This window comes from Bacillus sp. FSL L8-0193 (assembly GCF_037976065.1).
In the GTDB taxonomy this organism is placed as follows: Bacteria; Bacillota; Bacilli; order Bacillales; family Bacillaceae; genus Bacillus; species Bacillus paralicheniformis.
On the sequence record NZ_CP150261.1, the window covers coordinates 1,351,667 to 1,365,385 of the forward strand.

Annotated in this window: 21 protein-coding genes; 15 read left to right on the plus strand and 6 right to left on the minus strand. The window is 48.3% G+C overall.

Annotated elements, in window-relative coordinates; all coding sequences use genetic code 11:
• Window positions 1-73: 73 nt before the first annotated feature.
• The 9 genes from tenA to MHH76_RS06730 all read left to right on the plus strand — a co-directional run bounded on the left by tenA (window position 74) and on the right by MHH76_RS06730 (window position 6,791).
• Window positions 74-775 carry a thiaminase II gene (gene tenA, locus MHH76_RS06690; RefSeq protein WP_023856671.1) on the plus strand — a complete coding sequence of 234 codons (702 nt, stop codon included), beginning with the start codon at window positions 74-76 and terminating at the stop codon, window positions 773-775.
• Complete coding sequence (gene tenI / locus MHH76_RS06695; protein ID WP_023856672.1) at window positions 750-1,361, plus strand: thiazole tautomerase TenI; 612 nt, start codon at window positions 750-752, stop codon at window positions 1,359-1,361. Before tenA ends, tenI begins: the two co-directional genes overlap by 26 nt.
• The gene (thiO, locus tag MHH76_RS06700) at window positions 1,345-2,454 is read left to right on the plus strand and encodes a glycine oxidase ThiO (protein WP_043054291.1); all 1,110 of its coding nucleotides are present in this window, start codon (window positions 1,345-1,347) and stop codon (window positions 2,452-2,454) included. The genes tenI and thiO overlap by 17 nt, the downstream gene beginning before the upstream one ends.
• A complete protein-coding gene (gene thiS / locus MHH76_RS06705) occupies window positions 2,451-2,654 on the plus strand; it encodes a sulfur carrier protein ThiS (RefSeq protein ID WP_020450956.1) in 204 nt (67 codons plus the stop codon). The genes thiO and thiS overlap by 4 nt, the downstream gene beginning before the upstream one ends.
• A gap of 6 nt (window positions 2,655-2,660) precedes the next feature.
• Window positions 2,661-3,428: a thiazole synthase gene (locus MHH76_RS06710; RefSeq protein WP_268441356.1), complete on the plus strand. Its 768-nt coding sequence runs from the start codon at window positions 2,661-2,663 to the stop codon at window positions 3,426-3,428.
• The gene (locus tag MHH76_RS06715) at window positions 3,425-4,435 is read left to right on the plus strand and encodes a thiazole biosynthesis adenylyltransferase ThiF (protein ID WP_020450958.1); all 1,011 of its coding nucleotides are present in this window, start codon (window positions 3,425-3,427) and stop codon (window positions 4,433-4,435) included. Before MHH76_RS06710 ends, MHH76_RS06715 begins: the two co-directional genes overlap by 4 nt.
• A 23-nt stretch (window positions 4,436-4,458) precedes the next feature.
• Window positions 4,459-5,277 carry a bifunctional hydroxymethylpyrimidine kinase/phosphomethylpyrimidine kinase gene (gene thiD, locus MHH76_RS06720; RefSeq protein ID WP_020450959.1) on the plus strand — a complete coding sequence of 273 codons (819 nt, stop codon included), beginning with the start codon at window positions 4,459-4,461 and terminating at the stop codon, window positions 5,275-5,277.
• A 155-nt stretch (window positions 5,278-5,432) separates the two neighbouring features.
• Entirely contained in the window at window positions 5,433-6,209 is a 777-nt protein-coding gene (gene fabI, locus MHH76_RS06725; protein WP_003180687.1) for an enoyl-ACP reductase FabI, read from the plus strand.
• Between the two features lie 102 nt (window positions 6,210-6,311).
• Complete coding sequence (locus MHH76_RS06730; RefSeq protein WP_003180690.1) at window positions 6,312-6,791, plus strand: CotO family spore coat protein; 480 nt, start codon at window positions 6,312-6,314, stop codon at window positions 6,789-6,791.
• 36 nt (window positions 6,792-6,827) lie between these two features.
• On the opposite strand, the gene MHH76_RS06735 is transcribed toward MHH76_RS06730, so the two are convergent.
• The 5 genes from MHH76_RS06735 to MHH76_RS06755 all read right to left on the minus strand — a co-directional run bounded on the left by MHH76_RS06735 (window position 6,828) and on the right by MHH76_RS06755 (window position 9,405).
• A complete protein-coding gene (locus MHH76_RS06735) occupies window positions 6,828-7,277 on the minus strand; it encodes a CotY/CotZ family spore coat protein (RefSeq protein WP_023856676.1) in 450 nt (149 codons plus the stop codon).
• A 150-nt stretch (window positions 7,278-7,427) separates the two neighbouring features.
• The gene (locus tag MHH76_RS06740) at window positions 7,428-7,910 is read right to left on the minus strand and encodes a CotY/CotZ family spore coat protein (RefSeq protein ID WP_003180694.1); all 483 of its coding nucleotides are present in this window, start codon (window positions 7,908-7,910) and stop codon (window positions 7,428-7,430) included.
• A 132-nt stretch (window positions 7,911-8,042) separates the two neighbouring features.
• On the minus strand, window positions 8,043-8,549 hold the full coding sequence (locus MHH76_RS06745) for a spore coat protein (protein WP_003180696.1): 507 nt from the start codon (window positions 8,547-8,549) through the stop codon (window positions 8,043-8,045).
• Window positions 8,550-8,616: 67 nt separating this feature from the next.
• Window positions 8,617-8,970, minus strand: coding sequence for a hypothetical protein (locus MHH76_RS06750; RefSeq protein ID WP_003180698.1), 354 nt, complete (start codon window positions 8,968-8,970; stop codon window positions 8,617-8,619).
• A 48-nt stretch (window positions 8,971-9,018) separates the two neighbouring features.
• Entirely contained in the window at window positions 9,019-9,405 is a 387-nt protein-coding gene (locus MHH76_RS06755) for a spore coat protein (RefSeq protein WP_020450962.1), read from the minus strand.
• 147 nt (window positions 9,406-9,552) lie between these two features.
• Between MHH76_RS06755 and MHH76_RS06760 the strand changes: the two genes are divergently transcribed.
• The 5 genes from MHH76_RS06760 (at window position 9,553) to MHH76_RS06780 (ending at window position 11,000) form a co-directional block, all read left to right on the plus strand.
• On the plus strand, window positions 9,553-9,909 hold the full coding sequence (locus MHH76_RS06760) for a DUF1360 domain-containing protein (RefSeq protein ID WP_003180704.1): 357 nt from the start codon (window positions 9,553-9,555) through the stop codon (window positions 9,907-9,909).
• A gap of 77 nt (window positions 9,910-9,986) precedes the next feature.
• Window positions 9,987-10,112: a hypothetical protein gene (locus MHH76_RS06765; RefSeq protein WP_254926386.1), complete on the plus strand. Its 126-nt coding sequence runs from the start codon at window positions 9,987-9,989 to the stop codon at window positions 10,110-10,112.
• Window positions 10,113-10,195: 83 nt separating this feature from the next.
• The gene (locus tag MHH76_RS06770; RefSeq protein ID WP_020450964.1) at window positions 10,196-10,405 is read left to right on the plus strand and encodes a hypothetical protein; all 210 of its coding nucleotides are present in this window, start codon (window positions 10,196-10,198) and stop codon (window positions 10,403-10,405) included.
• 79 nt (window positions 10,406-10,484) lie between these two features.
• Window positions 10,485-10,616, plus strand: coding sequence for a YjcZ family sporulation protein (locus MHH76_RS06775; protein WP_020450965.1), 132 nt, complete (start codon window positions 10,485-10,487; stop codon window positions 10,614-10,616).
• A gap of 126 nt (window positions 10,617-10,742) precedes the next feature.
• The gene (locus MHH76_RS06780) at window positions 10,743-11,000 is read left to right on the plus strand and encodes a stage VI sporulation protein F (RefSeq protein ID WP_020450966.1); all 258 of its coding nucleotides are present in this window, start codon (window positions 10,743-10,745) and stop codon (window positions 10,998-11,000) included.
• 38 nt (window positions 11,001-11,038) lie between these two features.
• On the opposite strand, the gene MHH76_RS06785 is transcribed toward MHH76_RS06780, so the two are convergent.
• Window positions 11,039-13,318 carry an ATP-dependent helicase gene (locus tag MHH76_RS06785; protein WP_025811628.1) on the minus strand — a complete coding sequence of 760 codons (2,280 nt, stop codon included), beginning with the start codon at window positions 13,316-13,318 and terminating at the stop codon, window positions 11,039-11,041.
• A 121-nt stretch (window positions 13,319-13,439) separates the two neighbouring features.
• On the opposite strand from MHH76_RS06785, the gene MHH76_RS06790 reads away from it, so the two are divergent.
• Entirely contained in the window at window positions 13,440-13,697 is a 258-nt protein-coding gene (locus tag MHH76_RS06790; protein WP_003180714.1) for a hypothetical protein, read from the plus strand.
• The last annotated feature ends 22 nt before the right edge of the window (window positions 13,698-13,719 follow it).

Sequence of the window (13,719 nt, forward strand, 5' to 3'; positions counted from 1 at the left end):
ATGCAAATTCCAAACCACTTTCCTTGCGGGAAAGTGGTTTTTTTATGTTCAGAATCGAAGGAGGAGCCTCGAAATGAAGTTTTCAGAAGAATGCCGAAACAGCGCTGCAAAATGGTGGGAAGGCAGTTTTGTCCATCCGTTTATTCAAGGGATTGGAGACGGCACACTTCCGGTTGATCGATTTAAATACTATGTCATGCAGGATTCCTACTATTTGACCCACTTTGCCAAAGTCCAATCCTTTGGTGCGGCATATGCTCGCGATTTATATACGACAAGCCGGATGGCTGAACACGCGAAAGGCACATATGAAGCCGAGATGTCGCTCCATAGGAAATTCACCGATCTATTGGGAATCACAAAGGAAGAACTGGAGTCGTTTCAGCCGTCGCCGACAGCGTATGCGTACACATCGCATATGTACCGTTCTGTCGTGAGCGGCAGTTTTGCGGAAATACTGGCCGCTTTGCTTCCTTGCTATTGGCTCTATTATGACGTCGGTGAGACGTTAAAAACGTGCAGGCCTGACAGCGCGGTTTATCAGGAATGGATCGCGACATACGGAGGCGACTGGTTTAAAGAACTTGTGACAGAACAGATCAACCGCTTCGATGAGCTGGCTGAAAACGCCGATGAGAAAACGCGCGCGAAGATGAAGGAGAACTTCGTCATCTCCAGCTTCTACGAATACAGCTTCTGGGATATGGCCTACCAAAAAGAAAGCTGGTCAAAAAGCGGGGTGGATCAGCTTGCATCTGCACGCGATCACCGATGACAAGCACTCTGTGGAAGAGCTTGCTGCAAAAATCATCTCGATTCAAAATGCCGTTGACTTTATCCATATCAGGGAAAGATCAAAAAAAGTAAGTGAAATATCAAGTTTAATCGACCGCCTTGCCGAAGAAGGGGTTGATAAGCGGAAACTGATCATCAACGACAGGGTGGATATCGCTTTGTTTCATCACATTCACCGGGTTCAGCTGCCTTCACACGGCTTTTCCGTCAAAAGTGTGAGGAGCCGTTTTCCGCATTTGAAAATCGGAAAGTCCGTCCATTCGCCAGAAGAAGCGGTTCAGGCTGAAACTGAAGGTGCAGATTATGTGCTGTTCGGCCACATTTTTGAAACGGACTGTAAAAAGGGCCGGAAAGGAAGAGGAGCTCTCAGTCTGGCTGAAGTGAAGGCGGCTGTCCGCATTCCGGTCATTGCGATCGGGGGTATTACCGAACAACGACTGGCGGAAGTCAAAATGGCAGACGGCATCGCCGTGATGTCGGGGATCTTTTCTCATGACAGACCGGATGAGGCGGCCGCGCGGCTTGCCTGTCTCGCGAAGGGAGATTCATATGAGAAAGCGCTATGATACGATCGTGATCGGCGGAGGCATCATCGGGACATCCATCGCTTACCATCTTGCGAAAGCGGGGAAAAAAACGGCCGTGTTTGAAAGCGGAGAAGTCGGCAAAAAAGCGACGAGCGCGGCGGCGGGCATGCTCGGCGCCCATGCGGAATGCGATAAACCCGGTACCTTTTTCGAATTTGCCAGAGCCAGCCAAAAAGCCTATCAGCGGCTGACGGGCGAATTGAAAGACATAAGCGGCATCGATATCAGAAAGCATGACGGAGGGATATTAAAGCTGGCATTTTCAGAAAGCGACCGCGAACACCTGATGCAAATGGCTGCACTGGATTCAGTGGAATGGCTTGAAGCCGCTGAAGTATATGAGCTGGAACCGCATGCCGGAAAAGGGATTCTCGGCGCTAATTTCATTCGGGACGACATCCATGTCGAACCGGCCGCAGTGTGCAGGGCATTTGCCAGGGGGGCCCGGATTCTCGGTGCCGATGTCTTCGAGTTTACCCCCGTTTTATCGATCGAATCTGAAGCGGGGGCCGTCCGCGTCACTGCTGCTTCATGCACCGCGGAGGCGGAGCACGTTGTCATTGCAAGCGGTGTGTGGAGCGGTGCTTTCTTTAAACAGATCGGCATAGACAAAAGCTTTTATCCTGTCAAAGGGGAGTGCCTGTCTGTGTGGAATGACGGCATCCCTTTGACGAGGACGCTTTACCATGATCATTGCTACATCGTTCCGCGCCATAGCGGAAAGCTTGTCGTCGGCGCGACAATGAAGCCCGGGGATTGGAATGAACAGCCGGAACTTGGCGGAATCGAGGAGTTGATCCGAAAGGCCAAGTCGATGCTCCCTGACATTGAATCCATGAAAATCGACCAATGCTGGGCCGGATTGCGCCCGGAAACAGGGGATGGCAATCCATATATCGGCAGACACCCTGAAAATGACCGGATATTGTTTGCTGCCGGACATTTCAGAAACGGCATCCTCCTGGCACCTGCAACCGGTGAGATGATAGCTGACATGATCCTCGGCAATCCGGTCAAAACAGAGTGGGCCGAGGCGTTTAAAGCGGAGCGAAAGGAGGCTGTGCACAGGTGAACATTCAGCTCAACGGCCGGAAAATAGAGTGGAGAGATGACGGCGGCACGATTTACGATTTGCTCGCATCCTACAGTTTGGAAAATCGTGTTGTCGTTGTTGAAAGAAACAGGCAGATTATCGGAAAAGACCAATATCAAACAGTCAAACTGGAAGAACACGATGTCATCGAAATCGTTCATTTTGTCGGAGGGGGATAAACCGTTATGTTAAAAATCGCAGATCGTCAATTCTCATCAAGATTATTGCTCGGCACAGGGAAGTATCCGTCATTTGAAATTCAAAAAGAGGCTGTCAGTGCATCTGAATCGGAGATCCTGACCTTTGCCGTCAGACGGATGAATATTTTTGAAGAGTCTCAGCCTAATTTTTTGGAGCAGCTTGATTTAAGCCGTTATACGCTTTTGCCGAATACGGCCGGAGCAAAAACGGCTGAGGAAGCCGTCCGGATCGCCAAGCTTGCTAAAGCGAGCGGTCTTTGCGACATGATCAAAGTCGAAGTGATCGGCTGTGACCGTTCGCTTCTGCCTGACCCGGTAGAAACGCTGAAGGCGTCAGAAGCCTTGCTTGAAGAAGGCTTCATTGTGCTGCCGTATACATCGGACGATGTCGTCCTTGCGAGAAAGCTTGAAGAGCTCGACGTACACGCCATTATGCCCGGGGCCTCTCCAATCGGTTCGGGACAGGGAATCGTCAATCCGCTTAACCTGTCGTTCATCATTGAACAGGCTAAGGTTCCCGTAATCGTGGATGCCGGAATCGGTTCTCCGAAAGATGCGGCATACGCAATGGAACTCGGCGCTGACGGAGTGCTTTTGAACACGGCAGTGAGCGGGGCGAAAGATCCGGTCCAAATGGCGAAGGCTATGAAACTCGCCGTTGAAGCAGGCAGACTCGGATACCTTGCCGGACGAATTCCGGAAAAGAACTACGGCATCGCCAGCAGTCCTGAAGAAGGGAAGTTGACGATTTGACTGGCAGGTATTCAAGACAGGAGCTTTTTCACCCGATCGGACCGGACGGCCAGGAAAAATTAAGTCGCGCCCGCGTCCTGGTGATCGGTGCGGGGGCATTGGGCGCGGCCAGCGCAGAAATGCTGGTGAGGGCCGGAGTCGGTTCGCTGACGATTGCCGACAGGGATTATGTGGAATGGAGCAATCTCCAGCGCCAGCAGCTCTATACGGAACAGGATGTGGTTGATCATATGCCAAAGGCAGCCGCTGCCGAAAAAAGGCTGCGCCTGATCAACAGCTCTGTTCAAGTGACCGGCATTGTAGCAGATGTTACCGCGGAAAAAGCGCTCGAGCTTGCGGAGAAAGCGTCCCTGATCGTCGATGCGACCGATAATTTTGAAACGCGGCTGATCATGAACGATGCGGCGGTCAAGTTAGGCATCCCTTTTCTGTACGGCGCGTGTGTCGCAAGCTATGGCATCACATATACCGTCATTCCGGGGAAAACGCCGTGCCTTCACTGTCTTTTGGGGCATTTGCCCGCGAATACCATGACGTGCGACACAGCAGGGGTGATCGGTCCGGTTGTTCAGCAGGTTGCCGCTTACCAGGTAACAGATGCCCTGAAGCTGCTGACAGGGCATGAACCGTCAGGAATGCTTCGCTCATTTGATATTTGGACAAATGAGCGCTCTGAAGTCCGGGCTGACGCGCTTAAACATGGCTCGTGTCCGACGTGCGGAAAAGGCGAGTTTCCGTTTCTTTCAGCTGAAAACGAAACAAAAGCAGCCGTTCTTTGCGGCAGACAAACGGTTCAGATCAGGCCGGCCGCGGAACAGCCGCCGGAGCTGGAGCCGCTTGCCGCCAGATTAAAAAAAGCCGGTTTGGATGTGACGGGAAATCCTTATTTATTATCTTGCCGTACGGAGGATTTTAAGTTCGTGATTTTTCGGGACGGACGCGCTTTGATTCACGGAACGAACGATATCAATCGCGCGAAAACGATATATCACAGGTGGATTGGCTAAAGGCCGAAGGGAGTGCAAACATCATGAGCATATACAAAGCATTAACAATCGCCGGGTCGGATTCAGGAGGCGGCGCCGGCATTCAAGCCGACATTAAAACATTTCAGGAGCTTGGCGTCTTTGGCATGACGGCTTTGACAGCGGTCACTGCGCAAAATACAACAGGGGTTCACGGCGTCTACCCGCTATCTCCGGAAGCACTCGGCACGCAGATTGATGCAGTGGCGGAAGATTTAAAACCTGACGCCGTGAAAACAGGGATGCTGTGGAGCGCGGAGATGATTGAGGTCATTGCTGAAAAAATTGCAACATACGAGCTTAAACGTGTGATTGTCGATCCTGTCATGATCGCCAAAGGCGGCGCTTCACTATTGAATGAGGAAGCAGTTGAAACATTGAAACGGCACTTGCTTCCGCTTGCTTATGCGGTAACGCCGAACATACCCGAAGCCGAAGTGCTGACAGGGAGAAGCATTCAAACAATGGAAGACCGCAAAAAAGCGGCTCGTGAATTGCATGAAATGGGCGTCCGCAACATTATCATCAAGGGAGGGCATCAGCCCGAGGATGGCAAAGTAACCGATCTCCTCTTCGATGGAGAGGTGTTCACGGAAAAAACGAACACCTATATTAAGACGAAAAATACCCATGGAACAGGCTGCACATTTGCCGCCGCTCTTACCGCGCAAACAGCGAAAGGAAACGGCATTCAAGGAGCTTTCAGCATCGCTGAGGCTTTCGTCCACGAAGCGGTTGCACACAGCCTTGATTTCGGAGCCGGCCACGGACCGACCAACCATTTTGCATATCAAAAGATATCCAATGCAGGGTTGGAACTGTAGTCCCGCAATAAAAATGAATTAATATCGCGGCAGACATCAAAAACGGTCTCTGCCGCTTTTTATATTCTGAAATTGTCAGCCTGCTATTAATTGTGATACTATATATTATGATCAGGTACTAATAAAATGTTAATCATTAGGAGGATTTCATACATATGAATTTATCACTGGAAGGCCGGAATATCGTCGTCATGGGTGTAGCAAATAAACGAAGCATCGCTTGGGGAATCGCCCGCTCGCTTCACAATGCAGGCGCAAGACTGATTTTTACGTATGCGGGTGAGCGGCTTGAAAAATCGGTCAAGGAGCTGGCCGATTCTTTGGAGCGGAACGATTCAATCGTACTTCCTTGTGATGTCACAAATGACCAGGAAATTGAAGCGTGCTTCGCCGACATCAAAAAAGAAGTCGGGGTCATCCACGGCATTGCACACTGCATCGCTTTCGCAAACAAAGAAGACTTGGCTGGAGAATACTTAAATACCACCCGCGACGGTTTTCTGCTCGCACACAATATCAGCTCTTACTCACTGACAGCGGTCGCTAAAGCGGCGCGCGGCATTATGACTGAAGGCGGAAGCATCGTCACGCTGACATACCTTGGCGGCGAGCGCGTTGTATCCAACTACAATGTCATGGGTGTTGCGAAAGCATCACTTGATGCCAGCGTCAAATACTTGGCGAGCGATCTCGGAAAAGACGGAATCCGCGTCAACAGCATTTCCGCAGGGCCGATCCGGACATTGTCCGCAAAAGGAATCAGCGACTTCAACTCGATTTTAAAAGAAATCGAAGAACGCGCACCGCTTCGCCGCACGACGACTCCGGAAGAAGTCGGCGACACGGCTGCTTTCCTGTTCAGCGACCTTTCCCGCGGTATGACCGGCGAAAACCTGCATGTTGATTCAGGCTATCATATCATCGCGCGATAACATAACGCTAAAAAGCAATCCGTTAAAGGATTGCTTTTTCTTTTCTTCTGATTTCTCCTTTTTTGCATATAGATATACCATGAACAGATCGGAGGGATCAAGATGTCTAGCAGAAAAAACGATGCGGAGCAAAAGCCGCTCATGTATATTGTGCAGCCGGACTATGATAAGGCAGAAGCGAACATGCAGGATATTCTGATTAAAAGAAAGAAGAAAGCAAAACCCGACGCTTCCGAACAAAAAGCCCGGCGAAAGGAACAGCAGGATGAAGCCGTCCGGCCAGACGAAAAGGACGGCGCCGAAGCGGTGCTTAGCGATGAGGCGAATCGGTCCGAAAAAGGAGTCAAACCGATTAAAAAGCCGCTCAGCAAGATGACCATCGCCGAGAAAATCGACTTTTTGGCAAGCCTTCCCGGCAATATGCCGAAAACTCTTTGCCTCATTGAAGCAGACGGGAAGACATACAGAGGAACGATCGCCGGAAAGAAAGGCGGTTCCGTATTTGTCAAAACGTCGAGCAAAGGGGCTCCGGCGGAACTGCAAATCGAGAGTATTACTTCCTTGCACCCGCTTGGCTTTTAAATTACACGATAAAAAAAGTCCCGATTCAGGGACTTTTTAATTTGAACGATTGATCAGTTGCGGATTTAAGCATTCGATCGCACAGAAGCATTCCAGATCCACTTCAATGCAGAAATTTGTTTTTTCCAAGCGGAACACATCGCAAATTTTGTCTTTATCTTCTGTGAAATCGAGAACGCGGCGATTTTCATCAAAGGCAATCAACAGTCTCAATGTAGCGCAGCAGTCGTCAATCTTTTCAACTCTGAAAAACACGGTGCTGAAGCAAGGGCCTGCCTGAAGCTCTCCGACATTTCCAAAGGCTACGAACGGCTTAGACTTTGAAGTGTATAAAATAAACGGAATGGTGTCGCCTAAGTGTCTCGAAGGGGAAAGCAGGTTGCTGAAACAGCTTGTCGGGCAGCCTTCTTCCTCAATGGCGTTTTGCAGATCGTGAATGTTTTCAACGGCTTCGCACACGCAGTTTTCGGCTGAACATTTCGTCATGTTATGATCCCTCCTAGTTCAGGATTTAAAAATTCATTTTTCGGCCTGGCTTTTCTATTGGTAAAAGGAGCTGCCGAAAGCCGGCAGCTTTCGTGAAAAGACTGGCATCAAGCCGATTATAACGGCCGGCTTGATGCAGTCCGACACCTTTTAACCGTGGTGCTGATTGTGTTTTTTGTCTGCTGCGCGATCAACTAGTTCAGGTGACAGACATTGAATCGCGCAGAAACAAGTCAAGTCAACCTCGATGCAAAAGTCCGTTTTCTCAAGCCCGAAAAAGTCAGGGTCACAAGGATGGCAGACGCTTAATGTGTCGCCGTTTATGTCCACAGGCCTCAGGATTGAAAGCGTTGCACAGCAATCTTTTAGACTTTCTGCCCGGAAGAAAATCGATTCGAAGCACTGCATATCATCTGAAAATCCGCCGACATTTCCAAATGTTGAAAATAAACCGCCTTTTTTGTCGTACAAAAGGAACGGAATGGTGTCTTTACCGGAAACCGTCGGACTCAGCAGATTGCCGAAGCAGCTCGTCGGACATGTTTCTTCAACTGCATCCTGTTCTTTTATAATTTGTTCTACTGCATCGCATACACAATTTTCATGCCGGCCATGATGTTTTCCGCAGCTCATGGATTTCAGCTCCTTTTTATAGGGATATTTGACTTTAGTCTTTAACAACATATGTACCCGTGCCCTTGTTGGTGTGGGTAATCGTCTATAAAAATGAAGAAAAGCAGAGCTTGATGGCTCTGCTTTTTTGTATTAAAGGAGTCCGACGATAAGTGTTGCGATAACAACGGTAAGCGTTTGGACAGCTGTAGAGACCAAGACGGCGACATCGGTATCTTCTGTTGTAACTGTGACATCGCGTGAATTGTCGATAATTAATTTTTGACGGTTTGTTTGCTTGTTTGCTGTTACCTGCAGCAAGTCTTGTGATACAAGCTCGGCAAGATCAGCATCGTCAATGATTGCCAGAACGATTGTAACAATTGCCGTCTGCACCGCAGTCATAACAGATGCGACAACTTGAGTATCCTCTGTAGAGACTCGGATATCGCAAGAATCCTTGATGATGATTGTCTCATCTGACAGCTGTTTGTTCAGGTTGAGCTGGTCGAGCTCCTGATTGATAAATGCATCGTGTTTACCGCACTTGCAGTTGTAATCGTCACAAACGTGTTTCTTAGGGTGTCTCGGATAATACTCAGTTCCCGGATGCTCGCATTCTGGATCTAGCGCAACCCAAGAATATGGTCTAGTTTCCATTTGTTTTCCTCCTTCCATTTACTATTATTAAATGTTTGAAGGCTCGAACTTGTATATGGCAGATACCCTACTCCAAATCCCCATTTTTTTCTTCGGTTTGGGCGGTGTTCTCCTGCTGCCTTCTTTGTCTCAGCTTTTCTCTTAATTTATTTTTACCTGAACGTTCTCTTCTTCGTCTCGGGCGTTCTTCGGATTGTGATGATGATTCATTGTTCGCTTCTTTCTTCTTTTCCTGCTGCCGCTGGATGAGAGCCTCGGACTGCGCCTTTAAATCTTCGAGTATTTTTAAGATGTTTTCTTTTTCTTCCTCAGACAGCGTTCGCACATTGTCTTTTGAAACGCCGTGTTTTCTAAGGATATTTTGCACAAGCGTATTTGTCAGCGGATTTACTTCCGCTTTAAGCTTTTCGCGATCTGCCAATTGTTTTTCACCTCAATTTCTCAAAAAATATTAGAAAGAAAGGAAGGCTTAAAGTATGTCAAGCTCTGTGATAAGCGCGATCAGCACTTCGGTTAAAACTTGGACGGAAAGCAGGATCTCCAGCGAGGAAAGCGTAATGGTGACATTGCGGCTGCCGATGACTTTGATGATGACTCTTCTCCTGCTTTGCAGCCTGTGTACGGCTAAAACATGTTCTGTTACGATGTCTGCTGTATCCTCGTCTTCGATCGCAAGCTGAGCCGATAAAATCGTCAAAGAGATCACAGTGGCTTGTAAAGAGAGAGCTGCTGTTATGTTTGCCGTGTTTACAGTGACATGTTCGGAATCAATCACTTCAATGAGCTGGTCATATTCCCGGTATAATTCGTCAAATGTTTTTGCGTACAGCGCTTCGGCTTTTTCATGAAACGACATAACTTTCACTCCTTTCTTATCCACACTTTATTAAATGCAGACCGGTAACTTAGCGGAATGAGGAAAACATACATTTCAGCACCCAAATTTGCTGTTTTAGGCAAGCCGGTTCCGGCATATATTTGGAAGCAGGAAAGGGGGAGCCCTGTGATACAAAGCTGGCTTTTATATATTCTATTTTCTATCGCGGTATTTCGGCTGACACGGCTGGTCGTGTTTGATACGATCATGGCGCCGTTTAGAAGCCTGTTTCACGAAGAGGTTGAAGAAAAAAACGAAAAAACGGGAGAGACCGAGACGTATCTTGTCATGAAAGGAAAAGGCGTGAGAGCGTGGATCGGCGAGCTGTTGAGCTGTTATTGGTGCACGGGTGTGTGGTGTACCGCGTTTTTGCTTGTTCTTTACGCCTTTGTTCCGACCATTGCCGAATGGCTGATTCTTCTGCTTGCCATAGCAGGCCTTGCTGGGGTACTGGAAACGATCGTGTCCAAATGGCTCGATTGAATGGGGATTTATCATTGGCAACTTATGAAAAGAAGACTCATATAATGGCGTATAAGCATGAGAAAGGAAGGAATGCAATGAGACAAGTGAAAAGAAGGCAGCAAGGCCGATTAACGAACGCTTCCAGCAATCATCAGTCCACTTTCTCAAAAAAAGTGAAGAAAAAAGGCTGCGGATGCGGCAAAAAGAAGAGAACCTATTAATATCAAAAAAAGCCGGATACAGTCCGGTTTTTTTGTTGCCAATTTTTCTTCTGATGCATACACCATCATAAGGGGGAAAAGCGATGAATGTATTTGAACAGCTGGTTGAATCAATATGCCGCAAGCACGATCAAACGCAAGCCGGCCATGACCGGGTGATCTTTGAGCAGCAGAAGGAACTGGAGACATTTGACCGTTCTGCCGAACAGTTCGGCAGGCAGGTCGAAGCGTTTGCAGAGAATGCTGAAAAATGGCTGGGAGAGGACGTGAGTCTGCCGGGCATCTATAAATAATCCACGGAAGCCCTATGCATCAATCCAAGCGAATCCTATCAACTGTCATATCGTGTAGGGAGAAAAGGAGGTGCTTTAGATGGGCTTTTGTGGCGGAGGCTACGGCGGCGGCTACAGCGGAGGCTATGGCGGCGGCTATGGTTCAACGTTTGTATTGATCGTTGTCTTGTTTATTCTTCTCATTATTGTCGGCGCTTCTTTTAAATATTAGTTTTTGAGTTGAAGCGAAGAGGGCGACGGCATGTGTGCCGGGCCCTCTTCTTTTTGAACGGGAAAAGCACAAGGCTTTTCAAAGATGCATAAGATAGCGTATCACTCCCAAAAAGGAGGCATAGGTATGGACAATCAATTTTTCAAAAACATCGAAAAGAAAACGGGCGTCAGCATGAATGAGGTCATGCAGCTTGCGAATTCGCTGCAAAATGCCAACTTCAAGGATGAAAATACGGTCCGCAGTGTGATTAAGCGTGTCGCTAAATTGGCGAACAAACGGGTTCCGAAGGAAATGGAAGATAAGATTGTTGAATCCATTGTAAGCGGCAAGGAAAAAATGGATTTCAACACGATCGCGAAAATGATGAACAGCAAAAAATAAACACCGCGCCTTCCGATAAAAGGAGGGCACGGTGTCTTTTATTGCAGCTGGACCTGGGGATTCGGGCGTAAAACAGGCTGCAAAAACCTTGAGCGGTATGCCGTTCTGCCCCTTCTGACGGAAGGGACGCTGATATACAGACGATCCTCGGCCCGGGTCATGGCGACATACAGCAGCCTCCGCTCTTCTTCAAGAGCGGTTTCGTCGCCTTTTCTCGCTGTCTCAAGGGCAAAGTCATGCGGAATCGAGCCGTCCTGCACCCCCAGGATATAGACCGTTTTGAATTCAAGCCCTTTCGCACGGTGGATTGTTAAAAGCTGAACACCGTATCCGTCAGCTTTTTGCTTTTCCGCTGCTCTCATATGATCGACATGCTCAAGAAATTCGGGGATCGTTTTGAATTTTTTTGCCGCTGTTTTGAGATCCCGCAGATCGTCAGACCCTTTTTCGAGCTTGTTTCCTTCGTTACCGCGCTTTTTCAAGTAATCGGAAAAGCCCATTTTTTCCTCTGCGAAAGAGATTGCTTCAACCGGTTTCATCGTTTTTAAGCCTGTGAAAAAAGGAACGATTTTCTTTATTTTATCGAGTTGAAACGGTTTGATGTCGGTTAGTTTTTCAAGCGCGTGAACCATCGTGCAATCTTCGGTAATCGAGAGCGCTTTAAGCGTATTTAATGCGGACTGCTTGAGAAAGAGGGCGGGTAAAATCTGTTTGACGGCTTCCGCGTCATCCTGATTTTGGCTTAAGTAGAGATAAGCCAGCATCTGCCGGACGATTCTCCTGCTGTAAAACGACCGGACGCCTTGTTCAGCCGTGTACGGAATAGCCGACTGGTGCAGACGTTCAAAGATTGCGCGCCCGCTGCTGTTTGTTCGGTATAGAATGGCGAAGTCATCAGGCTTAGCGCCCATTTCAATTTTTTCTTGGATATCAGAGACGATCATAATCGCTTCTTCCTCTTCATCATAAGGATAAAATATAAGCGGTTTTTGGCGGTCATCTCTCGCGGCACTTAATGTTTTCGGAAAACGCTTTTTATTTTTCCTCACGACCATATCGGCGCTTGCCACAATCGGATGGCTCGATCTGTAATTCGTCGTGAGGCGGACCGTTTTCGCCTTCGGATAATCTTTTTCAAAATCGAGTATAAAAGAAGGGCTGCTGCCTCTGAACGCGTAGATTGACTGGTCATCATCCCCGACACAGGTCAGGTTGTTTTCCGGGCTCGCCAACAGCTTGATGATGGCATACTGAACAGGGTTAATGTCCTGAAATTCGTCGATCAAAATCGCGTGAAAGCGCGTCTGATATCGTTTTAAAATGTCTGGCTGTTCTTGAAACAGCTGCCAGCATGCAGATGCCATATCGTCGAAATCGAATTGGCGCCGCGCAGCTTTTTGTTCTTCATATTGACGGTACAGCCGGTGAACCCGCTTTTCCCATTCGTCTTCCAGCGGAATCTGTTCGCCCGGAAGATAAGCGTTCTTCCAGTAGCCGATCTGCTGGATCGCCTGATCAACCGGAAAATCTTTTTCATCAAGCCCTTCTTCGGCAAGGGCCATTTTGATGTATTGTTCTTTTTGCCATTCCCATTTCAGCAGGTGCTCGCCATTCCATCTTGCCGGATCATGGTGATAAAGAATTTTGTAGAAAAAGCTGTGGAAGGTGCCTGTCACGAGGCGGTTCACAGTCTGCATCGGCAATCCGTATTGCGAGGCCATCCGCTCTTTCATTTCTTTCACGGCTTTTGTCGTGAATGTGACGAGCAAAATGGCGGAAGGCGGGATATCGAGCCGGGATATCATATAAGCCGCTCGCGCGGTTAATACCCGTGTTTTTCCGCTTCCCGCGCCGGCCAGAACGAGAAGGGGTTCTTCGGGGGCCGTCACGGCGGCAAGCTGTTTCTCATTCAGCGGCACATTCGGAAAGACCGGTTCCGGGGCCGTTTCTTCTGCTGGGGAGAAAGGAGAATGGATGGAAGCTTCGCGAGGCGGCGTCCAGAAGTCCGCATCCGTCTTCTTTTCCTCTCCGATCGCTTTGCCTTTCGGGAGACGGAACACGCCGCTTTCTGTATAGTCGTTCTGTCTGGTTTGCTCTGTCTTCTCGTTTAAGCAAGCTGCTTCACATTGAGAAAAATCCCCGTTTTCCCGGTGGAAAAAATGTGGTTCTTCATGAATCGACAATTTCAGTCTGAGAGGCAAGCCGCAATGTTTACACGTGATTCTGTCTTTTCTTGCTTCATCAAAGAGGAATTGCAGGTGTTCTCTCGAATATGTATGTATATGAATGTCTCGGTTATTGAATCGGGCGCATTTCAAAAAGAGGTCCTCCAATTAATGGGTAATCGTCTAGTGTTATGAGACAACGTCTATCATATCAAATGAAAACCGTTTAAAACAGTAGATTTTTGGGAATTAAAGCTGATGAGGAGGAGATCGAATGGGATATTTGCCGCCTGTCCATCATGATCAATATACACAGTACGCCAATCGCAGCATCAGCCAAAAATCGAACTATGCGCATATACAAAAAACCGCCAATATCCCAAGCGAGCGCGCCTACCGCGAAGTCGAAAAAAGAGAGGAAAACCAGACTGCGGCTTTTAGGCGGGTCTTGGAAAAGAAGCGAAAAAAAACGCTGAACCGCCGTGTTGCGGAAAAGGCGGAAAGCGGACGCTACGTTAACGAGTCCGTTTGAAAGATGAAACAAACCCCGGCTT